Raw genomic sequence first — 26,281 nt, forward strand, 5'->3', positions numbered from 1 at the left:
TACCCCACTTCTGCCCTATGGTTTCAATATGTTTTACGCGGCCTGTATCATATTTATAATCTGTTCAATCAAACTCGTACTAATTGTAATATTTATTTACCATTGACATAGCTATTCATTTCGTAGATTTCATTTTTTGTAAGAAAAAACAATATTTTTAGTAGTTAATTAAATATTATTATTACTATTTTTAGTTAAAATAATCACAAAAACACCTATATGAAAAACGCTTATCCAAAAATTGCTGGGATTATCTTTAGCGCAAGTCTCTTTCTTGTCTCCTGTACTAAAGACGAATTTCAGCCAAGTAATGAAGACAGCTTAACCCCGTTCACCTCAAAAATGCCCCTTCCTATTGCAACTATGTCTTCTGAGGCCCCGCCAACTTTAACTAGAAGACTGCCAGAGAAATCAATGTTTCACGACGTTCCCTTTAATTTGGCTTCCATAGTTGAACCTAGTAAATGTACCCTCACACCTTTAGATGACGTGATAGCTGCATCAGTTTCAAGCAACCTTGATTCTATTGGACTTGACTGGTACGATCTCTATGCTGAAATGAATTTCTATTCTACTATAATTGATGATAGTGAACAGTATTTTGGTGCGGATGGAGAAGACACTCAAAAGGTGAAGAACATAACAAGAAGCCTAGAAAGGTTTTGGTTTATGCCACACGAAATAGAGGTACGTGGGCAACATAAAAGCACCTTAGAAGATTACGATAAAATAGTTGACATCTTAATGTTCTGGTATGAATTACCTGCTCAAGATGCTAATGCCTTTGCTTATTATTTTACGAATTTCGTTAACAAGGAAAGCACATTTCTTACTGAAACACCATTGATAGCCGCAGATGGATTTGCCATTGCTTTAGATGGTCTTTTTGGCCAAAACGATCTTATTGTTATTGGTGATGGTATAGTAGACCTTTTAGAGCAGACAGGTATCAGAAGAGGCGTAATTTGGAATGGTATTATGGCTCATGAGTGGGCACACCAAATCCAATTTAACAACCAAGATAAGTGGTACCCTAATGGCGCTGCGGATAACGCCCCTGAAGCCACTAGAACTACGGAACTTGAAGCAGATTTTTTCACCGGTTATTATGTGACCCACAAAAAAGGTGGTACCCAAAATTGGAGAAGAACGCAACAGTTTCTTGAGCTTTTCTTTAATATTGGCGACTGTAGTTTTACAAGTGACGGACACCACGGAACACCTTTACAGCGTATGGAAGCAGCAAGAAAAGGCTACTTATTAGCTAGAAATATGCAAAGAAAGGGTCTGGTTTTAAATGCTAACCAAGTACATAAAAGGTTTTTAAATAAGCTAGATAAAATTTTAGGTGAAGAACCATTAAGAGATATTCCGTCTACTGATGAGGAAATTGAAGATGAATTTCAATTAGATGTTCAACCGGATGCCCTTCAATAGATATTAGAAATTATACATGTAAAAAAAAAGGGGGAACTCCAAAAAATTGGAATTCCCTTTTTCTTTTCTAAGATATGACTTAGTTACTTTTAAAGTTCTTTAATCCAGATTCTAACCATTCCAGATACACATCGCTATCCGTGTATTGAACGGCATTATTCAAGATTTTCAAATCTGGCGACATTAGAACATAATACGGCTGAGAGGCCGCATTGAAATTAACCGTCTGAAAAGTACCCCACTTCTGCCCTATTGTTTCAATATGTTTTACACGGCCGGTATCATATTTAAAATCGAATTGCTCAGACTCTGGCAACTCCTTTCGGTCATCTACGTAAAGTGAAATAAGAACATAGTCTTCTTTTAAAATCTCATACACATCAGGCTCACTCCAAACGTTTTCCTCCATTTTTCTACAGTTGACACATGCCCAACCCGTAAAATCCAAAAGAATTGGCTTATTGACCTCCTTTGCATACGCTACGCCTTCTTCAAAATCTTTAAAACAGTTGATTCCCAAAGGACAATCACTTTCGGTTTCAAAAACACTGTAGAATGCCGGCGGAGGAAAACCACTTAATAATTTTAGGTTGGAAACTCCTAAAAGTCCCAATATAATATAGATTGAAAAGCCAGCGCTAAGGAAACCTGTTGCTTTTCGCCCTAAAGAAAGTTTCTTTTTAGGACCATCATGAGGAAATTTAAAAACCCCAAAAAGATACAGCGTTAACAAAACAAACAGCACTATCCATATTCCCAAGAATATTTCACGTTTTAAAATGCCCCAATTACCAACCAAATCCGCATTAGAAAGGAACTTAAGTGCCAATGCTAATTCCAAAAATCCTAACACCACTTTAACGGTTGTCATCCATCCACCGGACTTTGGCAATGAATTCAACCAAGCAGGAAACAAGGCAAAAAGAGCAAACGGTAGCGCTAATGCCACACCAAAACCGGTCATGCCTGCAGAAAGGTTCATCGCAACATCTCCTTCTTCCAAAACGGTACTCCCTAAAAGTCCTCCTAAAATAGGCCCGGTACATGAGAAAGAAACGATTGCCAAGGTAACTGCCATAAAGAAAATACCCATAACCCCTCCTATTTTAGAAGAAGCAGCATCCATCTTATTGGCCCAAGAACTAGGTAATGTCAATTCATAATAGCCAAAAAAGGAAAACGAAAAGAAAACGAAAATCAAGAAAAATGCTATGTTCAGCCAAATATTAGTAGCTATAGTATTCAATATTTGAGAATCTACCGAATCGAAAATATGAAAAGGCAAACTGAGCAAAAAGTATATTAAAACAATAAAAAAGCCATACAAAAGGGCATTTATAACACCTTTTGATTTCTGTTGTGAATGTTTGGTAAAGAAAGATACCGTAAGCGGAATCATTGGAAAAACACATGGTGTTAGCAAGGCTATTAATCCGCCTAAAAAACCTAAGCCAAAAATCATCCAAAGACTGGAGCCTGTCTCAACCCCATCATGGGAATTTCCTAAAAGCTCTTTTTTCTTTAGGTCTAGCTTTAACGCCGCTCCCAGAGTTTTACTGTGTTCATCTATAGTTTTTTCTTCCTTTACAGCTGCACCTCCGTCAAGAACAAAGCTGAAATCTTGATCTACCGGAATACAAACCTCCTTACATACCTGATAGAAAAGGTTGATGTCAATCTGGTTTACACTAGAATCTAACAACCGTATTTTTTGAGTAAAAATGGCTGTTTCTTTGAAAAAAATCTCATCTACTTCAAAAATATCACTGTATTCAATCACTGTCTCACTCTCAACAGTTTTACCTAAAAGTTCATAACCTTCACCAACTTTCTTATAATCAAACTCACTTGGTAACGAACCACCTTCTGAGGTGAATTGCGAAAAGATATGCCAACCTTCAGCAATGTTTCCCTTAAGTACCAACTCATAATCTGTGTCGCTAATTTTCTTCACTTCTTGCGACCATTTCACCGGATTATCATCATCCTGAGAAAAAACACTTAAAATACTAAAAAACAATGCGGTAAATACTATTATATGCTTCATCAATTTAATGTGAATTTTAAAATTTCACTTGTATTTTTTGTTACTTTAAAACGTTCGTCTGCACGTCTACCTATTACCCATACCACCTCTTCTCCACTACAAAGCAGCCATTGTTGCTCTTTAGCAACAACATCTACTTTTTCATCCTTAAAAAACTTAGAAAGCTTTTTTCTTCCCTTCATTCCTAATGGATAAAAGTAGTCGCCATTTTTCCATTTCCTTATCGTTAAAGGATACTTTAACGCTTTTTTATCAATGTAGAGTGTGTGCTTATTTTTTATAGAAAGGTTATGTACTGTTTCAATTTTAAGTTGAATAGGTTCTAAAACCTCGGTTTGCTCTTCTTTTAACTGGTATTGAACGTTTGTCTCGTCCTTAATCTCCGCTAACAAAAGGAATTCCCTATCCTTGAGCAAACGATGTGTTTTAGAATGAATTTCCTTACCGCTCATAGCCGATAAAAGATTTTCTACATCATTCCACTCCGTAAAGCCGTAATTCTTAAATAAAGCATGTATGTAAGCAGAAATAGGTTCTAACTTCAACAGTTCTGCAATAGAAATACTAACAACATCATTGTCTTCCTTAAATAAACGGGATTTTAGTTCTTTTACTTGAGAATCAATTAAAGCTGCGCTTTCAGAAAGGTAATCTTGGGTTTTTGTAAAGTTCTTTAAAAAAGAGGGATTCAAATCTTTTAGTAAAGGAACGATTTCATGTCTGATTTTATTTCTCAGATATTTAGTATCTGCATTACTGGCATCTTCCCGCCACTGCAATTTTTGAGACTGCGCATATTCCAAAATTTGACTTCTTGAAAAGCGAAGAAGCGGCCTTGACAACGTATCCGTTTTTTCTGGAATTCCGGTTAAACCATCTATACCTGTACCCCTAGAAAGATTGATTAAAAAAGTTTCAAGACTATCATCTACATGATGTGCGGTAACCAAGATTTTGATATGGTTTTTACGCATAATTTCTGCAAACCAACGGTACCGGAGCTCCCTTGCTCCTATTTGAATAGATACTTTATTCTCTTCAACATAACCAATTGTATCAAAATTAGTTACTAAAAAATTTTTATCATTATGAGCAGCTAGATTTTGAACAAAATCTTCGTCAGCATTACTAGCTTCTCCCCTTAGGTTAAAATTGCAATGCGCTACAGTAAAATCTAATTTAGACTTAGTACAAAGGTCTACTAAAACGGTACTATCCAAACCCCCACTACAAGCAAGTAAAAACTTGTCTTTGATAAGGTTTTGAAAATTGATTTCAATATGTTTTTGGAATTCTTCTAACACGGCATAAAGGTAATCAAGAATTACAATTTAGAAGTAACGGGAGTCAATCTTTACGCAAGTTCATTCCTCAAGAACTTCGCGCATGGCTTTTGCTTTTAATAAGCACTCTTCATATTCTTTTTCAGGAATAGCCTTTGCAGTAATGGCACCTCCTACGGAATACGAAACGTATTTTTTGGTTGCATTATAGAGAATGCTACGGATCACCACATTAAAATCAAAATCGCCCTCTGGTGTAAAATAACCTACTGCACCACTATACAGGCCACGCTTAAAAGCCTCTAGCTCTTCAATTATTTTCATAGCAGATACTTTGGGTGCGCCCGTCATACTGCCCATTGGAAAAGATTGCCGGATAATATCTACAGGATTAGTATTCGGCGCTACCTGAGCCACAATGGTAGAAATCATTTGGTGCACCTGCTCAAAAGTGTACACTTTACAAAGCTCCTCAACGACAACACTGCCTTTCAAGGCACCTTTAGACAGGTCATTACGAACCAAATCTACAATCATTATATTTTCCGCACGTTCTTTCGGGTCCGCTTTAAGCCCTGCAATCAGTTTTTCATCTTCCTCAACCTGAGATGCTCTTTTTGCTGTTCCTTTTATAGGTTGAGAAATTATCTTACCGCCCTCTTTGCGCAAATAACGCTCTGGAGAAGCCGAAAGCAGATAATTGTCATACACCCTGAGAAATGAAGCGAAAGGCGCTTCTGATATCTTATTTAGCTTCTGATAGGTCTTAAATGGATTGATTTGTGTGTCTTCTGCATAAAATTCTTGACAAAAATTAGCTTCATAGATGTCGCCTCGGTGAATATGGGATAACATTTTTCTAACCTGTCGGAAATATTCATCCTTAAAAATGCGAAGTTTTATTTTAATGTTTTCAGTAACCGCAACTTTCTCTTCTTTTAAATCGACTTCACTTGAAATCAGGTCAAAATCTGGTTGGATTTCATCGTCGACCATCATTAAATACTCGAAAACTACTGTGTTTCCGGTTATTTTAATGATTTTCTTAGGCTGAAAAAAGAACAACTCAGCAAAACCTAATCCATCGTGATTCTTAGAAGACAATCGTTCTACATCGTTCTTCAGGTCATAAGAAAGGTATCCAAAAATATAGTCTTTAGCCTGACCTTGAAATTCTCTTAGTTTTTCAAAAGCCTGATAACTATCCGTTTTAATGGTCGTTAGAGCATCAACTGCCAACAAAGCATCAAACGAACTGTATGTGTTAGCATGCCCGTTACCATCTAGCCACACAATCTCTTCAAACTGTTGAGCCCATAGCAGTAGCTTCTCTTTAAATTTTCCAATATTAGAAACGGTGAACGAAGCAGAAATACGCAATTGACGGTTGCTTTAAAGTTTACTTAAAAATTGGTCCAAGGCAGCGCGATGAGCCTTAGCAAGCTCTTTATCGGTTATTCCTTCTCCTTCTGTAAAGTTCTCTTGAAAATAAGGCAAAGAAAATGTTGCGGCTACTTGAGCACCAAACCTAGGAATTACATTTTTTGTAATCTCCAAGGCTGTCATTCCTCCTCTTTGACCTCCAGAAGTAGACATTAAAAACACAGGCTTCTCATCTAAGAACTTACGTTCAACACGTGATAGCCAATCAGTTAAATTTTTGAAATACGCCGAAGGCCCACTATTATGCTCATTAACAGAAATAATAATACCATCTGCTTTAACTATATCGTTTTTGAGCTCTATTAAAGAATTAGAATATCCATTCTCTTTCTCATAATCTTCACTAAACATCGGGAAAGGAAAATTAACCATATTCAACAGCTGAATTTCATTACCCTCAATAAGAGAAACTGTATATTTTACGAGTTGATAATTAATTGATTTAGAAGAGTTACTCCCAGCAAATGCCAATATTGAAGCCATAGTACAATGTGTTTTAGCGAAAATATAGCAAATAGAGTTGAATTGCGAGTATTTTGGCTAATTTTGCACCGCAAACATCCAAACTGACTGTATTACAAGTATATAAGACAGTTAATTTTGTGAAGCACACTAAAAAGGTTGTAGGATATACGTACTAAAGTGTGAAGTTTTGAGTTTTAATGATGCTTTTGCCAACTTTTGATAAAATCACCAGTGGAAAATAAGACAACGAGACTATATTTTATAGATGCCATGCGAGCATGGGCCATTCTTATGATGCTTCAAGGGCATTTTATAGACGGGCTTCTAGATACTGCATTTAGAGATGGCAGCAGTGTAACTTTCTCCATTTGGAAATACTTTAGAGGCATTACAGCTCCAGTATTCTTTACGGTTTCTGGCTTTATATTCACCTTTCTTTTAATTAAAGGAGACAAAACCGGACTTCAAAACCCAAGAGTTAAAAAAGGTATAAAAAGAGGACTTGAACTTCTTTTCATTGGCTACTTGCTAAGAATGGATCTCTTTGGCCTATTACAAGGCAAAATTTACGATTCTTTCTACCTGGTAGATGTACTACATTGTATTGGCCTTTCTTTGCTAGGCATCATTGGTGTATACTTACTTTCCCAAAAGCGAAAGAAATATATTTTTCCAACAGCGCTCGTAAGCATAACTGTGTTGCTATTTATTTTTGAGCCTACTTATAAGACTTGGAGCTTCTCATTTTTACCCGATGCATTTGCCAATTATCTAACAAAGAGTAATGGTTCTGTTTTCACTATTCTACCATGGTTTGGTTATGCTGCATTTGGCGCATTTCTATCGGTTGTTTTTACGAAGTTTAAAAATTTCAAACACCTATACTCCGTTGCCATTCCACTCTTCGCCATAACCGGAGCAGCACTTATCGCGTATTCTTCTGATTTGTTTTTACATCTTTCACAATCAACAGACTTACAGTTGTTTGCAAATGTTTACTTTAACAATTACTTATTTATAAGACTAGGAGATGTACTGCTTGTTTTTAGTGTGTTTATGCTACTAAGAGGCTTATTAAAACACAGCACAGTACTTAAATTAGGGCAGAGTACTCTATCTATTTACATCGTCCATTTTATAATCCTATACGGCTCATTTACCGGGCTAGGATTGTATCGGTTTTTTCATCATTCCCTTACTCCTTCGGTTGCCATTTCAGGCGCTTTAGTGTTCATGATTGTATGTACCTTTTCTGCGCTTAAATATGAAGACAACAAGGAACTCATAAAACTAAGAATTACAACTATCCTTAAATTTGCATTGGTTAAAATAGAGGCATTCTCTCTAGGTGTTTTTCAACTTGGAAAAAGTCGCTTTTTTAGATTACTCAGAAAAGTTAGTCGGGCCAAAAACTAATCCAATAATCGATTATAAAATAATATCGCATAAAAAATCCTTTCTACAGAATATGGATTGTTTATACTTGGTGAAATTAGTAATCACTAAAATTTGAATAAAAACTATAAATACAAGCTTCACCTATGTTTTTAGGTTGTAATAAATAAATGGTTTGATGTGTTCTTGTTATTAGGATTGAGTCAAAATAGACATCAAAATACAAACTATACACAGGATTCATTTATTTTTAGGGTTTTCAACTAAAATTAAGATGATTACTAAATGAGTGATAAAAAATTTACCCCCGTTAAAATAGCCTTAGAAAAAGATAAGAGATACGCATGGTGCACCTGTGGACACTCGGAAACAAACGTTTTTTGTGACGGTTCCCACAAACAGTATGGCAAACCAGGTTCTTTAGTTTTTCAGGTAGATGAAGACAAAGAGGCCAGAATCTGCACTTGCAAACTAACAAGCAATCCTCCCTATTGCGACGGAAGCCATAACAACTAAAACAAAAAAAATCCCGTCTAAATTAGACGGGATTTTTTTATCATATTATTTTTAAACCTAGATATGCAACGCACGATCATCCGTAGCAGCAAGAGCAGCTTCTTTTACCGCTTCGGCAAAAGTAGGATGTGCATGACTCATTCTTGATATATCTTCAGCAGATGCACGGAATTCCATTGCAGTAACCGCTTCTGCGATTAAATCTGCACTACGGGCTCCAATCATGTGAACTCCAAGAACTTCATCTGTTTTCTTATCGGCCAACATTTTTACAAACCCGTCTAAATCCATACTCGCACGAGAACGACCTAAAGCACGCATTGGAAATTGACCCACTTTATATTCAATTCCAGCCTCTTTCAATTCTTCTTCCGTTTTACCAACAGAAGCAACCTCTGGCCATGTGTAAACTACACCTGGAATCAAGTTATAATCAATATGAGGTTTCTGACCCGCTAATTGCTCAGCAACCATAGTCCCTTCTTCTTCCGCTTTGTGAGCCAACATAGCACCACGAATAACATCTCCAATAGCGTAGATGTTAGAAGCCGAAGTTTGCAAATGGTCATTAACCTCTACTTTACCTCTTGAATCTAACTTAACCCCGGCAGCTTCAACATTCAAACCATCCGTGTAAGGCTTTCTACCTACAGCTACTAGACAGTAATCGCCTTTAAGCTCTATTTCCTTACCTTTTTTATCATCGGCCTTAACAATAACCTCATTACCTTTTCTTTCTACAGATTTTACTTTGCTAGAAAGATTGAATTTCACTTTTTGCTTCTTTAAAACCTTAGTCAATTCCTTAGAAAGCGAAGCATCCATAGTAGGAATGATACGATCCATATACTCAACCACAGTAACTTCCGCACCAAGGCGTTTGTAAACCTGACCAAGCTCTAAGCCAATAACTCCACCACCAATAACAATCAGATGCTTTGGAATCTCTTTTAAAGTCAAAGCTTCGGTAGAAGTTATAATACGCTCTTTATCGATTTTAATGAATGGCAGCGTAGAAGGTTTACTTCCTGTAGCGATTATAGCATTCTTAGCTTCAATCGTTTCTACACTTCCATCGTTCTTTTTGATGTTGATATGTGTAGCATCTTTAAAACTACCCAGCCCTTCAAAAACCTCGATTTTATTTTTGTCCATCAAGAACTTAACTCCATCACACGTCTGCTTTACAACAGCCGCTTTTCTTGCGATCATTTGTTCAAGATTCACTTTTATCTCACCTGGAATATCAATTCCGTGCTCCGCAAAATGCTTGATAGCATCTTCATAATGATGGGAAGAATCCAATAAAGCCTTAGAAGGTATACAACCAACATTAAGACAGGTTCCGCCCAAAGTACTGTACTTTTCGATTATTGCCGTTTTCAATCCCAACTGTGCACAACGTATTGCTGCTACATATCCTCCTGGTCCTGAGCCAATAATGGCCACATCGTATGAACTCATAAAATTTTCTTTGAATTTATCTTACAAAATTAATACTATTTTCCGGTTTGAGGCCTCCTTTGTCAATTTATACAAAAGTTGCACAAACCCTATCAAAATTGTAATATTACCTAATAGCTAAACCGTTATTAATGACAAGCAAAAATTCAGGGGAGCACAGAGAAAACGAAAACATCGTTAAAAACAAAGAATTAAATATCTGGGAAGCACTAACCCCTGTGATAGCCCTTGTAGCCATGCTGGCCTACAATGTTTATGTTTTTGGAGACGATGCCCTTAGTGGCTCCAACCAATTCATTCTTTTAATGGGTGGTGCTGTCGCTGCCATTGTTGGGGCATTCAACAAGGTATCTTACAAGCAAATGATGGCAGAGGTTGCAGAAAACCTTAAATCTACTACCGGAGCTTTACTTATTTTATTAATGGTAGGTGCTTTAGCTGGTTCTTGGCTTATAAGCGGTATCATTCCCGCAATGATTTACTACGGTCTGCAAGTCTTAAATCCCACTATATTTTTAGCGGCCTGTGTTGTTATCTGTGCCATTATATCTATTGCCACAGGTAGTAGCTGGACTACTTCCGCAACGGTGGGTATAGCATTGATTGGTATTGGTGAAGCGCTAGGCATATCTTTAGGGATGACAGCTGGAGCAGTATTGTCTGGCGCTTATTTTGGAGATAAACTTTCTCCCCTTAGCGATACTACCAATTTAGCACCCGCTATGGCAGGTGGTGAGCTTTTTGACCATATTAAATACATGCTATACACAACGGTTCCTACCATAAGCATTACTTTAATATTCTTTATTATTTTAGGATTTACCATAGAAACAAAAGGCTCCGCAGATATTGAATCTATCTTAACTTCCATTAATTCGGCTTTTACAATTACGCCTTGGCTTTTTCTTGTGCCAATAGTAGTAGTTGTTCTTATTATTAAAAAAACACCTCCATTGGCCGCCTTATTAATAGGAACCTTGTTAGGAGCTGTATTCGCTCTAATTTTTCAACCTGATGTCGTAGCTGGTATTACCGAAGCTAAAGAACTCACTTTTAGATCAGGTTACGAAGGAATACTAACTGCCATAACCGTTCAAACTTCGGTACCCACAGATAATTTAGCGCTAAACGATTTGTTTTCTGCAAAAGGAATGGCCGGGATGATGGGTACTATTTGGCTTATTGTATGTGCCATGGTTTTTGGTGGAATTATGGATGGTATTGGAGCTTTAGACCGCATTACCAAATCATTGTTAAAAATGGCAAAAACTACTTTTGGCCTTTTTGCCAGTACAGTAGGTAGTTGTCTGGCTTTAAACATTACGGCATCTGACCAATATCTTGCTATTGTAGTTCCAGGAAAAATGTTTAGTAAGGCTTATGCTGATAGAAATCTAGCTCCAGAAAACTTAAGCAGAACCTTAGAGGATTCCGGTACGGTAACCTCTGTTCTTGTACCTTGGAATACTTGCGGCGCTTATCATAGTAGTGTCTTAGGAGTTGGAACGGCGGAATATGCATTGTTCGCTGTATTTAACTGGTTGAGCCCTATAATGACGTTGATTTTTGCTGCATTGCACATTAAAATCAAGCAATTGACCACTAAAAACACCCCTTCTCCAAAAGAAATTTAAAATTTTCAATTTCTCAAATTAAGAATATTAAAATTACTAGTCCATACACTGCGGATTAGTCAATCTATACATTGGTATTTTATCGATTTAACAACAAAATCTAGATATACTCTAGAGCATCTACAATAGTTATTCTCCTATCAATTTTTTAAATACAGATAACATGGTCTACCATAATATTGAATGTAATTTTGTAGTCAAATAGATATTAAAACTTAAAAAATAAATAATATGGCTTTTGTAGGTAAAAAATTCCCAAACTTGAGTGTAAACGCAATGAATGATTTAGGCGATACATTTAAATTGAATGTTTTAGAAGAAGCTCAAAAAAACAACAAGAAAGTTGTTCTTTTCTGGTACCCTAAAGATTTTACATTTGTTTGCCCAACTGAATTACACGCTTTTCAAGCTGCTTTAAGTGAGTTCGAAAAAAGAAATACATTGGTAATTGGTGCTTCTTGTGATACTGCAGAGGTACACTTTGCTTGGTTAAGCACAGATAAAGACAATGGTGGTATTGAAGGTGTTACTTACCCATTATTGGCAGATAGCAACCGTAACCTTTCTTCTACATTAGGTATCCTTGATATTACTAATGAGCAGTACAATGAAGAAACTGGTGTTGTTACTGTTGAAGGAGATAATGTAACGTATCGTGCTACTTACCTTATTGACGAAGAAGGTACTGTATTTCACGAAGGTATCAACCATATGCCATTAGGTAGGAACGTAAATGAATACTTGCGTTTAATTGATGCTTACACACACGTACAAGAAAAAGGTGAAGTTTGTCCTGCAAACTGGGAAGAAGGTAAAGATGCAATGACTGCCGATAGAAAAGGTGTTGCTGAATATCTTTCTGCTCATAAGAACTAAGTAAGTTCTTTAGCTACAAGTTAACCGCTTGTGTTTTTGATAATGCAAGCGGTACTTTTTAAACCTAAAACAGTATAAATTTTAAAACCTTGAGATATGGTATTGGAATTAGAACAAGATAATTTGCAAGAAATTATTGCAGATAAAAAGAATGTAATTGTACAGTATTCTGCCGGATGGTGTGGCAACTGCCGTATCATGAAGCCTAAGTTTAAGAAAGAGGCTTCAACTCACGAAGACTTTACTTTTGTAATTGCCGATGCGGAGAAATTCCCTGAAAGCAGAAAATTAGCCAACGTAGACAACTTGCCTACATTTGCTACTTTTACTAATGGAGAGTTTAAAAATCAAGTACAAACGAACAAATACGATGTTCTAAAAGAATTGATCAGTGAAGCTTCCAGTAATTAAGCATTTGACAAATTTCATTGAAGAAAATGACGAAGATTTTGTTGTTGAAACCATTGAAACATTAGAAGCCCTAACAGAAGTATCTTCTCTAAAAGACGAAGAACTTGATGTTATTGGCGAATTAATATCGAACATGTACGGTGCACTTGAAGTACAAAAAAGTATAAAGGAAGGCAAACCTCAAAAAGAGGCATTGAACGAGTTTATGAAGCGTGTAATGGGTGCTATTGACAAGTAAACCAAGTAAAAAATACATTTACTTAGGTATCTAAAAGTGAGATAACTTTTGATTTTAAACGGAATCAATAAAGTTGTTTCACTTTTTTGTTTTGTTACTTCTGTTTTTAAATAGGATATTTCTTTTCTGGAGCACCCTTAATTAGCTCATAATTTTATAATTTCACGTCCAATTTAAATTAAACATATCATGGCTACAGTAACCTTAAAAGGAAACGAAATACATACATTAGGAAATCTACCCGCAAACGGAAGCAAAGCTCCTAATTTTATATTAACGAAAAATGACCTTTCATCTGCATCTCTTTCTGATTACTCAGGCAAAAGAGTTGTTTTAAATATCTTCCCTAGCGTTGACACAGGTACTTGTGCACAATCTGTTAGACAATTCAACAAAGAAGCTGCAGAATTAGACAACACGGTAGTTTTATGTGTTTCTAAAGATTTACCATTTGCCCAAGCTCGTTTTTGTGGCGCAGAGGGTATTGAAAATGTAGAGATGTTATCTGATTTCCGTGACGGTAGTTTTGGAAAAGACTATGCTGTTTCTTTTTCTGACGGACCTTTAGTTTCGTTATTATCAAGATCGGTAGTCGTTCTTAATGAGTCTGGTAACGTAATCTACTCTGAGCAAGTTACTGAAACTGTAGATGAGCCGAATTACAAAGCAGCTCTTGAAGCTTTAGCCGATGCCTAAAGAAGAGTCGTTTGCTGTAAATAGAATAAAAAGTGTGGGCTTCGCTATGCGTGGAGCCCTGCTTTTAATTAAGACCGAAGCGAGTATTAAAATTCAGGTGTTCTTGGCCGTGGTGGTCACTATAGCTGGATTTTATTATGAAATATCTACCACAGAGTGGATTTTTCAAATCTTTGCCGTTTCATTAGTCGTCGGTATTGAAGGAGCCAATACCGCTATCGAAAAAATATGTGACTTCATACACCCAGATTTTGACGAGAGAATAGGTTTCATAAAAGATGTAGCGGCCGGAGCGGTAATGCTAGTTTCAATTGGCGCTACTATTGTTGGCTGTATTATCTATTTACCAAAAATATTTTAGTCAGACCTTAATACGATACTTAAAGGCAGGCTTTTTTTTCGTGAAATAAAGACAAAACATTTGCTGAACCCTAAAAACATATATCGATTAAACGAATATGCAGTTACCTTGTACCGCATATTTTTGGCCTACATCTTTTACTTCGTCGCAAGAGTTCTATTCTTTGTTTATAACAAAAGTTTATTCAGCGTTGACAGTGTAGGTGATTTTTTGGCGCTTAGTTTCTGGGGTCTTAGTTTTGACACCACAGCTATTCTCTACGTTAACCTGCTATTTATAGCGCTTAGTATTTTACCCTTGTGGGTCAACACTACTAAGGTGTACCAAAAAATTCTAATGTGGATCTATTTGGTAACCAACCTAATTGCATTCGCTACCAACTTTGTAGACTTCATCTATTACAACTACACTTTTACCAGAAGTACTTTTGCATCTTTTGAATCTTTAGAAAATGAAGAAAACAAAGAAGCACTCCTCATATCCTTCATGTTGGATTATTGGCATGTATTTCTAATATTTATTATTTGCGCTTTTATTTGGGTAAAACTTTACAAATTAGTTGCCGTAAAGAATATATCATATCCTAAAAAAATACCGTATTTCACAAGTTCAGTTGTTGCACTGTTATTAACAGGATTACTTACTATAGGTGGTATTCGTGGTGATTTTAGCCATAGTACGCGTCCAATTAATATGGTGGATGCCAGTAGGCATGTAAAAACTCCTGAACAAGCCAACATCGTCCTTAATACGCCTTTCGCATTTATTAGAACCATAAAATCCTCTGATTTCAAAAGACGTAGCGGTGTTCCCCAAGAAGTTATTGATTCTACCTTTCACCCTATTAAACAGTATAATGATACAGTTGAAAATAAACCCAATGTGGTTCTTATCATTATAGAAAGTTTTGGTCGTGAGTATTTAGGCAGCTTCAATAAGGAGATGAATATTAAAGACTACGTGGGTTACACCCCTTTTATAGATTCACTTGCTCAGCATAGCTTAATTTTTCCAAATGCTTTTTCTAACGGAAGAAAGTCCATTCATGCCATGTCTTCCATACTGGCAGGAATTCCTTCATTTAAAATAGCTTACACATCTACTCCTTATGCCAACAAAAAAATAGAATCTATTATTTCTGCTGTAAACAGTATGGGATATGACACTTCTTTTTTTCACGGCGCACCCAATGGTTCTATGGGTTTCCTAGGTTTTGGAAATGTTCTGGGTTACGACCATTATTATGGAAAGACGGAATACAATAATGATGATGATTTTGATGGTATATGGGGAATTTGGGATGAACCTTTTCTTCAATATACCGCCCAAGTATTATCAGAGAAACAACAACCTTTTTTCTCTACCATATTTACGGTTTCTTCACATGCACCCTATCAGGTACCAGAAAAATATGAAGGGAAATTTCCAAAAGGTGATTTAGACATTCACCAATGTGTAGGCTATACAGATTATGCCCTAAAACAGTTCTTTAAGACCGTAGAAAACGAATCTTGGTACAAGAACACTGTTTTTGTAATCACGGCAGACCACGGCAATCAAATCTATTACGAGGCTTATCAGAAGACCGCAAATAGGTATGCGGTACCTATACTAATTTTTGACCCCAATGAAAAATACAAAGGTGTTGACCATAGTTTAGCGCAACAAATAGATATTTACCCTACACTAGCCTCCATTACAGGATATAAGAAACCATTTAGAAGCTGGGGAAGAAGTCTCGTTTCAGATAGTATTCAGAAGCCTTATGCGCTTGCCAATACAGGTACTAATTTCCTTTTCATGAGAGATAGTCTTATCATGGTTCGTGATGATGAAAACACCTTGGGGCTCTACCAAATTTCAGATAAAGGATTAGAGCACAACATTGCTGGAAAAAATCCGTTAGAAACCAAAAAGATGGAGGTTATGGAAGAAGGCTTTATTCAAGACTACATGAACCGCATTTTAGACGGGCGGTTAGATGCTGAGAATAAAACATCTAAAGAACCATAACTACCTTTTTAGGAGTATGTACTCTATAAAAAAGAAAAGACTTTTCGTAATCCCTACTTCGAAAACATCGTAATACGTATTTTTGCATCCAGTGGAAAAAAAGTAATGGCCAAAAAGAAAACAACGACAACCAAAAAAAAGATTACCCCTAAGAAGGCTAATCTTGTTGTATCCAAAAAGAATAAAATTATATTGGGAAGCTTGCTCATACTCTTTAGTATGGCGCTATTCTTTTCGTTCGTATCCTTTTATTTTACGTGGCAAGATGACCAAAGTCTGTTATCTGAGTTCGCCAATAGAAACGAACAAGCCAAAAACCTACTTAACAAATTTGGAGCTAGTGTTAGTCACTTTTTTGTTTACAAAGGATTTGGTGTGGCTTCTGTAATCCTAACAATTTTAGTTTGCATTACCGGACTTCATTTGTTTTTAAGTTTAGATAAAAAAGGACTTCTCAAAAAATGGATTTGGGGTCTGATTTTCATGATTTGGATTTCTGTTGCCTTAGGTTTCTTGGCAGATACCAAACCGTTACTAGGTGGCCTTATAGGCTATGAAATGAATGATTTCCTAAAAGATTACACTGGGAACATAGGCGTTGTGCTTATCCTTCTTTTTGGTTTGGTATTTATTCTCGTTCGTTTCTTCCATTTTACTCCTGAAGGAATGGCTCATTTCTTTAAGAAAAAGACTTCTTCGCTAAAATCGGAATTACAGTCAACTTCAAAAGAAGCTTCAGACGCTATCAGAGATGTTCAAGAGTCCATCAAAAAAACAGAAAAGGAAACGCCTGTAGTTCTTGATACGTACACACATAAAAAAGACATTCCGCCTCTAAAAGAGGAAAAGATAATTTTAGATGATTTTGAGGTTACTGTTCCTGCGGAAGAGGAAACCACAGATGGATTAGCAATGGAAGTCGAAGAAATTGTTGAAGAGCAAGAAGAGACAGATAATATTGCCAATAAATTAGTGGAAGATTTTGGGGAGTTTGACCCTACCCTAGAGCTTGGTCACTATAAATTTCCAACTATAGAACTTTTGGACCAACATGGTGTTACCGGTGGTATTACTATTAACCAAGAAGAACTTGAGGAAAATAAAAATAAGATTGTAGACACTCTTAAGAACTACAAGATTGGTATTTCGCAAATTAAAGCAACGATTGGCCCAACGGTTACACTTTATGAGATTGTTCCTGAGGCCGGAGTGCGTATTTCTAAGATTAAAAACTTAGAGGATGATATTGCCCTTTCGCTTGCTGCTTTGGGTATTCGTATTATAGCGCCAATTCCTGGAAAGGGAACCATTGGTATTGAAGTGCCTAATAAAAACTCGACTATCGTTTCTATGCGATCCGTTATTGCTTCTAGTAAGTTTCAAAAAGCAGAAATGGAATTACCAATTGCTTTTGGTAAGACTATTAGTAACGAAACTTTTGTAGTTGACTTGGCGAAAATGCCTCACCTTCTAATGGCAGGTGCAACTGGCCAAGGTAAATCTGTTGGTTTGAATGCGGTACTGACATCGCTACTCTACAAAAAACATCCAGCAGAGGTGAAATTTATATTGGTCGATCCTAAAAAAGTAGAACTTTCTATCTATAATAAAATAGAAAGACACTTTTTGGCAAAACTGCCTGATTCCGAAGAAGCTATTATAACTGATAACGCTAAGGTAATTAACACCTTAAATTCTCTTTGTATTGAAATGGACAATAGGTATGAACTGTTGAAACATGCCCAGGTTCGTAACCTTAAGGAATACAATGTTAAATTCAAGTCCCGTAAATTGAATCCTAATGACGGGCATAAATTTTTACCTTACATTGTTTTGGTTATAGATGAATTTGCAGATTTAATCATGACTGCCGGTAAAGAAGTAGAAACACCTATTGCTCGTTTGGCACAGTTGGCAAGAGCCATTGGTATTCACTTAATTATTGCCACACAAAGACCATCTGTAAACGTTATAACAGGTATTATTAAGGCGAATTTCCCTGCCAGAATTGCATTTAGAGTTACCTCTAAAATAGATTCAAGAACAATCTTAGATGCCCAAGGAGCTGACCAGCTGATTGGACGGGGTGACATGTTGTTCACGCAAGGTAACGATGTTACCCGTATTCAATGTGCCTTTGTAGATACCCCTGAAGTTGCTAAAATTACAGAATACATAGGTTCTCAACGGGCCTATCCAAATGCCTACGAACTGCCAGAATATTCAGGAGAGGATTCTGGCACAAGTATTGATAATAACATATCCGAGAGAGATATCTTGTTTCGTGATGCAGCCGAAGTTATAGTGACTGCACAACAAGGTTCCGCCTCTTTAATTCAACGAAAATTGAAATTGGGTTACAACCGTGCAGGCCGTATTGTAGATCAACTTGAAGCCGCTGGTATTGTAGGTCCATTTGAAGGCAGTAAAGCAAGACAGGTATTAGTGCCTGATTTTGTTGCCTTAGATCAATTATTAAACAACGAACGCTCGTAACTAGAGCTGTTAATTTAAATAGTAAAATGAAAAATTTTTTTTTAGTACTTACTGTTGTATTACTATCGAACACCACTTTTGCGCAAAATTCTGATAAAGCAAAAGTACTGTTAGATGACGTTTATAATAAGGTAAAAAGCTATGACAATATCTATGTCGATTTTAAATATGTCCTTAACAATGCCGAAGCTGGCATAAACCAAGAAACCCGTGGCGAAGTCACTTTACAGGGTGATAAGTACATTGGTAATTTCTTTGGGTCTACCCAGTTGTTTGATGGCTCTAAAGTATATACCATCATCCCAGAGAACGAAGAGGTTACTATTGAAGACAAATCAGAGGATGAAAATGCGTTGACTCCTGCAAAAATGTTGACTTTTTATAGAGAAGGTCACAATTATGAAATGGACATTCTACAGAACGTAAATGGTAGAAAAATTCAGTACGTGAAGCTTACTCCTATTGACACCAACTCAGAAATAAAGACTATTTTGTTGGGGATAGATGCTGAAACAAAGCATATCTACAAGCTGATAGAAACTGGTAAAAATGGTACTACTACGACCATTACCGTTAATTCTTTCAAAACTGACCAACCTTTGTCAAAAACCTTGTTTACTTTTGATGAGGCCAAGTACAAGAATGACGGGTACTACATAGTAAGAAACTAACATTGCCACATTGAGAATTCTAGACCGATATATATTATCGCGGTTCCTTTATAATTTTTTGAGTTCGTTCGTAATATTGATGTTCATCTTCATATTTCAGACGATATGGTTGTTTATTGATGATTTTGCCGGTAAAGGTCTGGATATTGGTATTATAAGTAAGTTTTTCTTTTACATGATGCCCAGCTTAACGGAAAAGGTATTGCCTTTAACTGTTATTCTAGCCTCCATTCTTACTTTTGGAACACTGGCGGAGAATTACGAATTCGCAGCAATGAAGGCCTCTGGTATTTCCTTACAGCGCTCCATGCTAAGCCTTATTATTTTTATGGTCCTTTTAGGAGGCGTTACCTTTTACTTTGCAAATAGCGTGATACCTGCTTCTGAACAGAAAATCTACAATATGCGGCGTAACATTGCCAAAGTAAAGCCCGCAGCAGCTATAGAAAAGGGAGTTTTTAGTGACTTTGAAGGCATGAGTATTAAGGTTGATGAAAAGTATGGTGAGAAAGACCGCTTTTTAAAAAATGTAATCATTCACCAGAAAACCGCCGCCAATGTTAATAGCACAGTAATAAAAGCAAAAACAGGCGAACTTATTAGTAGTGAAGATTCAGAGCTTATTCAATTAGTACTTCGTGACGGTCATGACTATCGTGACATGGACAAAACAAAAAGTACCGAAAAAAGAAAGTATCCCTTTACCAATACCGATTTTGAAATTTACCGGATGAACATTGAAATTCCGGAAATGGAGCAAGACCTTGAAGAGGAAAATGTATCTAATCGTGAGAAGATGAAAAATGTCTCTAGATTAATAAAAGATATGGATTCAATTGAGGATGACAATCGTAGAATTGTACAAGCCTTCTCCAAAAACATAGTTTATCGTATGGGTGGTTTTATTCCTCTTACCCCCAAAGACACAGCCGTTACCAAAAAAATGGAATTGCTTCGTGAGAAAGAAGCATCAGCAGATAAGAAAACTTCAACAAAAATCCCTATTGATACGGCTACCACAGTTACCAAGGAGGATATCACAACAGATTCCCTATCAGTAGCCGCTGTAGCATCAAACGAAAAGACACCTCCAGCAGACATTATATCATTATTTAAAGACTGGCAAAAAGTGCAGGTTATGAACTCTGCCAAAAACTCGGTTTCCAATATAATGACCTCTATTGAAGGAAAAAAACAAGAGCTAGACAAGCGCTACGAAATACACCGTAGGCATGTCTTCTCACTACATGAAAAGTATGCTTTGGCGCTTTCATGTATCATCTTATTTTTTGTAGGAGCACCACTAGGAGCTATAATTAGAAAAGGTGGCATAGGTTTACCAATGGTAGTTGCCATCTTACTATTTTTAGTCTATTATTTCTTAGGCGTTTTCGCTGAAAACTACAGCTACAAAGGCAATATTCACCCTATTATAGGAGCATGGCTATCTTCAATGGTTATGTTACCTTTAGGTATTTACTTAACAAGACAAGCTACGGCAGACCAGGGTATGATAAATTTTGGAAATGTTATAGACCTTGTCAAACGTCTTTTTTCTAAAAAGGACAAAACTGAAGAAGAATGATTACCGATATGGAAAAGAAAATTCAATTGAATACTATTGAGGAGGCCATTGATGAAATAAGAAAAGGTAATGTCATTATTGTTGTAGACGATGAAAATCGTGAGAACGAAGGTGATTTTTTAGCTGCTGCAGAATTGGCAACAACTGAAACCGTGAATTTTATGGCTACCCATGGTAGAGGACTTATTTGCGCTCCGTTAACTGAAGGCAGATGTAAAGATTTAGGTCTTCACATGATGGTCAATAACAATACGGATCCTATGGAAACGGCCTTCACCGTATCTGTAGATTTACGTGGTGGTGGTGTTACTACTGGAATTTCTGCTTCGGACAGAGCCCAAACGGTACTTGCCCTGACTAAAAAAGAAACCAAACCACATGATTTGGCGCGCCCTGGGCATATTTTCCCGCTTGTTGCAAGAGAAGGCGGCGTATTACGAAGAACAGGCCATACAGAAGCCGCTATTGACTTTGCCCGCTTGGCAGGATTGCAACCAGCTGGTTATATTGTAGAAATCATGAATGAAGACGGGAGTATGGCCCGTTTACCTCAATTAGTAAAGGTTGCCAAAAAGTTTGACCTCAAAATTGTTTCTATAGAAGATTTGGTTGCCTACAGAATGGAGCATGACAGCCTTATTGCTAAAAAAGAAGATTTTGATATAGAAACTCGTTTTGGGAAATTTCGCCTACGAGCTTATCAGCAGACTACAAATAACCACGTGCATATTGCTTTAACTAAAGGCTCTTGGAACAAAACCGAAAAGGTATTGACCCGTATCAATTCTACCTTGGTTAACAATGATATTTTAGGTACGCTTACCAATAACCCTGATGCAAAACTTGAAGACATGTTCAAGGCTATTGATAAGGAAGGGAAAGGCGCCATTGTTTTTATAAATCAAGATTCTGAATCCTTGAATCTATTATCACGATTGGCAGAGCTAAAAGAACTACAGAAAAAAGGAATTCAAAAAGCACCAAAGATTGATATGGACGCCCGTGATTTTGGTATCGGAGCACAAATTCTTCATGATTTGGGCATTGTCAAAATGAGAATCCTTTCAAATTCACCACAAACCAAACGTGTTGGTATTATTGGTTACGGTATTGAAATTGTAGAGTACGTAGGATACTAGTATCCCTTTTTGCGTAGCAATCTATTTTATTAATTGACTTGGCGGATAACCGAATTGCTTTTTAAAACATCGACTAAAGTATAAGGGGTCACTAAACCCAATAAGGGTAGTGACTTCGGATACATTGTATTTTTTTGTTCTTAGAAGTTGAGCTGATTTTTTTAGTCTAATCGTTCGTATGAATTCATTGGGCGCCAAATCCGTAAGTTCTTTAATCTTTCGGTATAATTTTGATGAACTCATCCCCAATGACTGACAAAGAAGAGAAGTGTTTAACTCGCTATTCCCCATATTCTCATGAATCAATTTCGTTAAATCTTCCATGAAAGATTGATCTATGGGTGAATGCGTCAACGTATTCACTTGACTTTCTATTTCTTCCGAAAATCTATTTTTTAATTCTTTCCTGGAATTGATGATATTTTCAATTCTAGTTTTAAGCAATGAGGGGTCAAACGGTTTTACCAAATACCCATCAGCTCCAGAGCTGTACCCCTTTATTTTATCATCATTATCTGATAATGCCGTTAATAGAATAACAGGAATGTGACTAATATCCGAATCGTTCTTTAATGCTTTACAAAATTCTAATCCGTTTTTAACTGGCATCATAACGTCTGCAATACAGATAGCCGGTTTAACATTTAAGCAGACTTCCAACCCTTTTTCTCCGTTCTCAGCTTCAAAAACCTTGTAGTAATCAGAGAGGTAATCCATTAAATAATTACGTAGTTCCGCATTATCTTCTATAATTAATATCCGCTCTTTTAAATGGGTACTTTGAATGATTTTCTTTGCGGTAATAAGCTGTGGAGAATCTTCAACTACTTGGCTTTTCTCGTACTCAAACACTTCATCATCTTCATAGGCTGTACGGGAAATTGGTAGTTTCAAAGTAAATACACTGCCTTTGTTCAGCTCGCTTTCTACCGTTATCTGTCCTTTGTGTAATTCCGTCAAAGCTTTTACTAGTGATAAACCAATTCCAGAACCTGTATTAAGGCTGGTGCTATTGGAAGCTTGATAAAATCGAGAGAAAATTTTCTTTTGACTTTCTTTAGGAACTCCAATTCCGTCATCACTCACTTCTACAATTAATGAGGCCTCACTCCCCTCCTCTTTTACTTCTATAAAAAGGTCTACATGACCATAATTATGAGTGAATTTCAATGCATTGGATAATAGATTATACAGCATTTTATCATACTTGTCTCGATCTATATATCCTTCAATTTTGTTATTTTCCGATATTAAGTTGAAATTGATTTTTTTATCGTCCGCCAACTCTTCAAATGAACGAAAGGTGTTTTTTGTATACAGAAGAATATCCGTCTTCGTTACCTTCAAACGCAATTCACCAGATTGGGCCCTTCTAAAATCCAGTACCTGATTTACCAAGTTCAATAACCTATTAGCGTTCTGATGAATTAGATTATAGCGGCTCTGTTGAAAATAATTTCCAGAGTCCTTCCCATCCTCAATTAACTGTTTCGCGGGGCCTAAAATTAGCGTTAGTGGAGTTCTAAGTTCATGAGATATATTCGTAAAGAAACGCAGCTTTTCGTTATTCAATTTTTCATCACGTTCTCGTTTTACCCTCTCCATTAACCATTGTTGTTTTAATACAATACGGGCTCTTATTTGTTTGCGTATGAGATAAAAAGCCAAGGCCAATACTAATAACATAAGAAAAAATGCTTTATAGGTAAACCAGAAAGGAGGAAGTATTTCAATTTGGTACGAAGCAACATTACTCCAGACCCCATGACTATTCATAGCCTTTACTTTAAATACATAATCTCCCGAGAATAAATTGGTGTATTGAACAGTTCGTTGCCGAACATCTACGGTGTTCCAATTTTCATCAAACCCTTCTAAAATATAACTATACCTATTCTGTCTTCCGTTTACGTAAGATGGACTAGAAAAAGTAAGCGAGAAATTCTTATTGGTATTCTTAAGAATAAGGTTTCTATCTATATTTATATCAGATTTAAGTATCTGCTGTCCGTTTATTACCGAGCCAATTTCTACGGCCTTATTCTGTACTCTAATATTGGTGATTATAGGTTCTGGCGCATATTCGTTTACAGAAAGTTCTTTTGGCGAAAAGGTTATAATCCCCTCCTTACCACCAAGGTACATATGGGAATCATCTGCATAATAAAACCCTCTGGTACTGAATATATCTAGCCGATTTCCACTTTCCGTGTGGTATAATTTTAATTCTTTTGAGGCAATGTCATATTTGCCTAAATTATTATTATTCATGTTCAACCACAGAAATCCATCTTTATTAGATAGAAGGTTTGTAATCCACCTATTCTGCAATCCGTCTATTTCATCTACTGGTAAAAAATTGTCTAATGCGGGGTCATAATAACAGAGCCCCTTACGGGTAGCGGCCCAAATTTTACCTGATTCATCTATGGCAATATCGCTAACGTTATTATGAGGTAAACCAACCTTAATCTCTGGTTTGGCTTCGTACGCCTTAACTTTCATTGATTGTCTATCGTAGCAATAGACGCCCATTTGTGTGGCAAACCAAATTTTATTATCCGCACTCGCTTTTACCGTATTGATATCAAGCGTAGGCAACAAATTCCCATAAGTCTTATCTACTTTTTGAGTTTCCAAATTCAAGACAACAGCACCCTCACCGTGAGAAGCTATAATCATTTGATTATTTCCAAAAGGCTCAAAAGCTAAAATGGGAGCATGTTTAAATCCTACGTCAATTACCTTGTCAGTTTTATTTAGGTAATTATAAACCAGTATTTTTCCATTCCAAAGACCACAATAGAATGTTTTCCCATCCAAGGAATACATGCTGGCAATATCTTTTTGAGTATTGTAAAGTGGAACATAGTTTTCTTTTTTTGAAAGAAATAGACCATTATGCCTTGTTGCTACTATTATTTTCTCATCAAAAGTTTTTGAGAAATCTCGGATACGAGGCACTTGGTTTTCTATAAACTGACTGATTGATGTGTTATATTTAAACTGATTCTCGTAAGGATCGTACTTATCCAATCCTTCTTCAGTACCCACCCAAAGCACACCCGAAGCATCAAAATATAGAGAAGAAACCAAGTTGTCCACTAATGAGTCATCATCAGACAATTCGGAAAAATACCAATCATACTGCTTAGTCTGGATGTCTTCTAAAGCATCTACTTGCAAAATACCTCCTAAAGTTCCCAGCCAATATTTTCCGTTGGGAGCTTTTGCTATTGATATAAAATAAGGTCCCAGCTTATCCCTTACTTCAGAATCTTTAATAAGCAAATTTTGAAAGCTATCTTGATCTACATTCAATTTGTATAACCCGTTTCTACTACCTGCAAAAATATCCGCCTTCTGGTCTTCGTAAATGAAGTTCACATAAGGGCTAGCTTCATTTTGAACCGATAACAAGTATTGTTTTATTTGTACAATGGAACCAAGGTTGTCTAAAGAAATTCTAGCTATTCCAACATCGCCATAACTACCAATCCATAAACGGCCTTTAGAATCCTCAAAAATTTCTTTAACGTAGGTAAAACCCTCAAGAGGAATTTTACTAAAGCTTTCTTTTTTAGAATCATACAGAAACAACCCTTGGTCTTTGGTACCAACCCAAACTCTTTTAAACGAATCTATATGAACAGACCTAATTTCCTTATCTGGTAATGACCCGGTATTATTAGCGTCAGGTAAAAAAACTTTGAATTTATAAGTGTTTAAATCAAGAAGCGTAAGCCCGTTACGCGTTCCAATCCATAATTGGTTGGTTTCTTTATTAAACTCCAGTGCAGTAATATCATCATTGGGAATGGTATTTACAGAGGGTGAAACACTGGTGTATGATTTAAATTCATACCCGTCAAAACGGTTAAGGCCTGAAAATGTTCCAAACCAAAGGAAGCCTTCATTATCTTGAACAATGTGTCTTACCGAATTATGAGAAATACCACTAGCATCATTATAATGCTCAAATTTTAATGATTGAGCACACATTCCCCAAACAGAGAAGGTAAACCAGAAAACACATGCTAATCGGTAGCCCATAAATTTTTGAGTTGCAATTACAATTTAAGGTTTTAAAAATCAACTCCAAGCTCATCTG

General features: G+C 36.5%; 20 protein-coding genes. 14 read left to right on the forward strand and 6 right to left on the reverse strand.

Annotated features, from left to right (window positions below; genetic code table 11):
- Positions 1-219: 219 nt before the first annotated feature.
- Positions 220-1,437 carry a hypothetical protein gene (locus tag HW347_RS17390; protein ID WP_214613012.1) on the forward strand — a complete coding sequence of 406 codons (1,218 nt, stop codon included), beginning with the start codon at positions 220-222 and terminating at the stop codon, positions 1,435-1,437.
- 79 nt (positions 1,438-1,516) lie between these two features.
- Here HW347_RS17390 and HW347_RS17395 read toward each other — a convergent pair whose 3' ends face one another.
- The 4 genes from HW347_RS17395 to HW347_RS17410 are packed head-to-tail and all read right to left on the reverse strand — an operon-like array spanning position 1,517 to position 6,693.
- A complete protein-coding gene (locus tag HW347_RS17395; RefSeq protein WP_214613013.1) occupies positions 1,517-3,484 on the reverse strand; it encodes a protein-disulfide reductase DsbD family protein in 1,968 nt (655 codons plus the stop codon).
- Positions 3,484-4,788, reverse strand: coding sequence for a tRNA lysidine(34) synthetase TilS (tilS, locus tag HW347_RS17400; RefSeq protein ID WP_214613014.1), 1,305 nt, complete (start codon positions 4,786-4,788; stop codon positions 3,484-3,486). The genes HW347_RS17395 and tilS overlap by 1 nt, the downstream gene beginning before the upstream one ends.
- 60 nt (positions 4,789-4,848) lie before the next feature.
- Positions 4,849-6,147: an anthranilate synthase component I family protein gene (locus HW347_RS17405; RefSeq protein WP_214613015.1), complete on the reverse strand. Its 1,299-nt coding sequence runs from the start codon at positions 6,145-6,147 to the stop codon at positions 4,849-4,851.
- A gap of 12 nt (positions 6,148-6,159) precedes the next feature.
- Positions 6,160-6,693: an NADPH-dependent FMN reductase gene (locus HW347_RS17410; protein ID WP_214613016.1), complete on the reverse strand. Its 534-nt coding sequence runs from the start codon at positions 6,691-6,693 to the stop codon at positions 6,160-6,162.
- A gap of 213 nt (positions 6,694-6,906) precedes the next feature.
- Between HW347_RS17410 and HW347_RS17415 the strand changes: the two genes are divergently transcribed.
- A complete protein-coding gene (locus HW347_RS17415) occupies positions 6,907-8,091 on the forward strand; it encodes a heparan-alpha-glucosaminide N-acetyltransferase domain-containing protein (protein WP_214613017.1) in 1,185 nt (394 codons plus the stop codon).
- Between the two features lie 264 nt (positions 8,092-8,355).
- The gene (locus HW347_RS17420) at positions 8,356-8,586 is read left to right on the forward strand and encodes a CDGSH iron-sulfur domain-containing protein (RefSeq protein WP_214613018.1); all 231 of its coding nucleotides are present in this window, start codon (positions 8,356-8,358) and stop codon (positions 8,584-8,586) included.
- Positions 8,587-8,643: 57 nt separating this feature from the next.
- Here HW347_RS17420 and lpdA read toward each other — a convergent pair whose 3' ends face one another.
- Entirely contained in the window at positions 8,644-10,050 is a 1,407-nt protein-coding gene (gene lpdA / locus HW347_RS17425) for a dihydrolipoyl dehydrogenase (protein WP_214613019.1), read from the reverse strand.
- A gap of 131 nt (positions 10,051-10,181) precedes the next feature.
- On the opposite strand from lpdA, the gene nhaC reads away from it, so the two are divergent.
- From nhaC to ribB, 11 genes are all read left to right on the forward strand, one after another.
- A complete protein-coding gene (gene nhaC / locus HW347_RS17430; protein WP_214613020.1) occupies positions 10,182-11,684 on the forward strand; it encodes a Na+/H+ antiporter NhaC in 1,503 nt (500 codons plus the stop codon).
- A gap of 231 nt (positions 11,685-11,915) precedes the next feature.
- Positions 11,916-12,560 (forward strand): peroxiredoxin, encoded by a 645-nt coding sequence (locus HW347_RS17435; protein ID WP_155596639.1) that lies wholly within the window; start codon positions 11,916-11,918, stop codon positions 12,558-12,560.
- Between the two features lie 96 nt (positions 12,561-12,656).
- Positions 12,657-12,971, forward strand: coding sequence for a thioredoxin family protein (locus HW347_RS17440; RefSeq protein WP_194534722.1), 315 nt, complete (start codon positions 12,657-12,659; stop codon positions 12,969-12,971).
- Positions 12,952-13,209 (forward strand): DUF6952 family protein, encoded by a 258-nt coding sequence (locus HW347_RS17445; RefSeq protein WP_214613021.1) that lies wholly within the window; start codon positions 12,952-12,954, stop codon positions 13,207-13,209. The genes HW347_RS17440 and HW347_RS17445 overlap by 20 nt, the downstream gene beginning before the upstream one ends.
- A 189-nt stretch (positions 13,210-13,398) precedes the next feature.
- On the forward strand, positions 13,399-13,905 hold the full coding sequence (tpx, locus tag HW347_RS17450) for a thiol peroxidase (protein WP_214613022.1): 507 nt from the start codon (positions 13,399-13,401) through the stop codon (positions 13,903-13,905).
- The gene (locus HW347_RS17455; protein WP_155596643.1) at positions 13,898-14,266 is read left to right on the forward strand and encodes a diacylglycerol kinase; all 369 of its coding nucleotides are present in this window, start codon (positions 13,898-13,900) and stop codon (positions 14,264-14,266) included. Before tpx ends, HW347_RS17455 begins: the two co-directional genes overlap by 8 nt.
- Positions 14,267-14,326: 60 nt before the next feature.
- Entirely contained in the window at positions 14,327-16,279 is a 1,953-nt protein-coding gene (locus HW347_RS17460; protein WP_225901966.1) for an LTA synthase family protein, read from the forward strand.
- Between the two features lie 105 nt (positions 16,280-16,384).
- Complete coding sequence (locus HW347_RS17465) at positions 16,385-18,775, forward strand: FtsK/SpoIIIE family DNA translocase (protein ID WP_214613023.1); 2,391 nt, start codon at positions 16,385-16,387, stop codon at positions 18,773-18,775.
- A gap of 26 nt (positions 18,776-18,801) precedes the next feature.
- Positions 18,802-19,446 (forward strand): LolA family protein, encoded by a 645-nt coding sequence (locus HW347_RS17470; RefSeq protein ID WP_214613024.1) that lies wholly within the window; start codon positions 18,802-18,804, stop codon positions 19,444-19,446.
- Between the two features lie 10 nt (positions 19,447-19,456).
- A complete protein-coding gene (locus HW347_RS17475) occupies positions 19,457-21,031 on the forward strand; it encodes an LptF/LptG family permease (RefSeq protein WP_214613025.1) in 1,575 nt (524 codons plus the stop codon).
- Positions 21,028-22,170, forward strand: a complete 1,143-nt coding sequence (ribB, locus tag HW347_RS17480; protein ID WP_214613026.1) for a 3,4-dihydroxy-2-butanone-4-phosphate synthase — start codon at positions 21,028-21,030, stop codon at positions 22,168-22,170. Before HW347_RS17475 ends, ribB begins: the two co-directional genes overlap by 4 nt.
- Positions 22,171-22,191: 21 nt before the next feature.
- On the opposite strand, the gene HW347_RS17485 is transcribed toward ribB, so the two are convergent.
- Positions 22,192-26,223: a hybrid sensor histidine kinase/response regulator transcription factor gene (locus tag HW347_RS17485; RefSeq protein ID WP_214613027.1), complete on the reverse strand. Its 4,032-nt coding sequence runs from the start codon at positions 26,221-26,223 to the stop codon at positions 22,192-22,194.
- Positions 26,224-26,281 lie beyond the last annotated feature (58 nt).

It is taken from the genome of Zobellia barbeyronii, assembly GCF_018603515.1.
Lineage (GTDB): Bacteria > Bacteroidota > Bacteroidia > Flavobacteriales > Flavobacteriaceae > Zobellia > Zobellia barbeyronii.

Excerpts from the sequence above, each read along its gene's own strand:
- HW347_RS17485 (WP_214613027.1), bottom strand. The coding sequence starts at position 26,223 with ATGGGCTACCGATTAGCATGTGTTTTCTGGTTTACCTTCTCTGTTTGG.
- ribB (WP_214613026.1), top strand. The coding sequence starts at position 21,028 with ATGATTACCGATATGGAAAAGAAAATTCAATTGAATACTATTGAGGAG.
- HW347_RS17465 (WP_214613023.1), top strand. The coding sequence starts at position 16,385 with ATGGCCAAAAAGAAAACAACGACAACCAAAAAAAAGATTACCCCTAAG.
- HW347_RS17390 (WP_214613012.1), top strand. The coding sequence starts at position 220 with ATGAAAAACGCTTATCCAAAAATTGCTGGGATTATCTTTAGCGCAAGT.
- tpx (WP_214613022.1), top strand. The coding sequence starts at position 13,399 with ATGGCTACAGTAACCTTAAAAGGAAACGAAATACATACATTAGGAAAT.
- nhaC (WP_214613020.1), top strand. The coding sequence starts at position 10,182 with ATGACAAGCAAAAATTCAGGGGAGCACAGAGAAAACGAAAACATCGTT.
- HW347_RS17395 (WP_214613013.1), bottom strand. The coding sequence starts at position 3,484 with ATGAAGCATATAATAGTATTTACCGCATTGTTTTTTAGTATTTTAAGT.
- HW347_RS17440 (WP_194534722.1), top strand. The coding sequence starts at position 12,657 with ATGGTATTGGAATTAGAACAAGATAATTTGCAAGAAATTATTGCAGAT.
- HW347_RS17420 (WP_214613018.1), top strand. The coding sequence starts at position 8,356 with ATGAGTGATAAAAAATTTACCCCCGTTAAAATAGCCTTAGAAAAAGAT.
- HW347_RS17410 (WP_214613016.1), bottom strand. The coding sequence starts at position 6,693 with ATGGCTTCAATATTGGCATTTGCTGGGAGTAACTCTTCTAAATCAATT.
- HW347_RS17470 (WP_214613024.1), top strand. The coding sequence starts at position 18,802 with ATGAAAAATTTTTTTTTAGTACTTACTGTTGTATTACTATCGAACACC.
- lpdA (WP_214613019.1), bottom strand. The coding sequence starts at position 10,050 with ATGAGTTCATACGATGTGGCCATTATTGGCTCAGGACCAGGAGGATAT.
- HW347_RS17455 (WP_155596643.1), top strand. The coding sequence starts at position 13,898 with ATGCCTAAAGAAGAGTCGTTTGCTGTAAATAGAATAAAAAGTGTGGGC.
- HW347_RS17435 (WP_155596639.1), top strand. The coding sequence starts at position 11,916 with ATGGCTTTTGTAGGTAAAAAATTCCCAAACTTGAGTGTAAACGCAATG.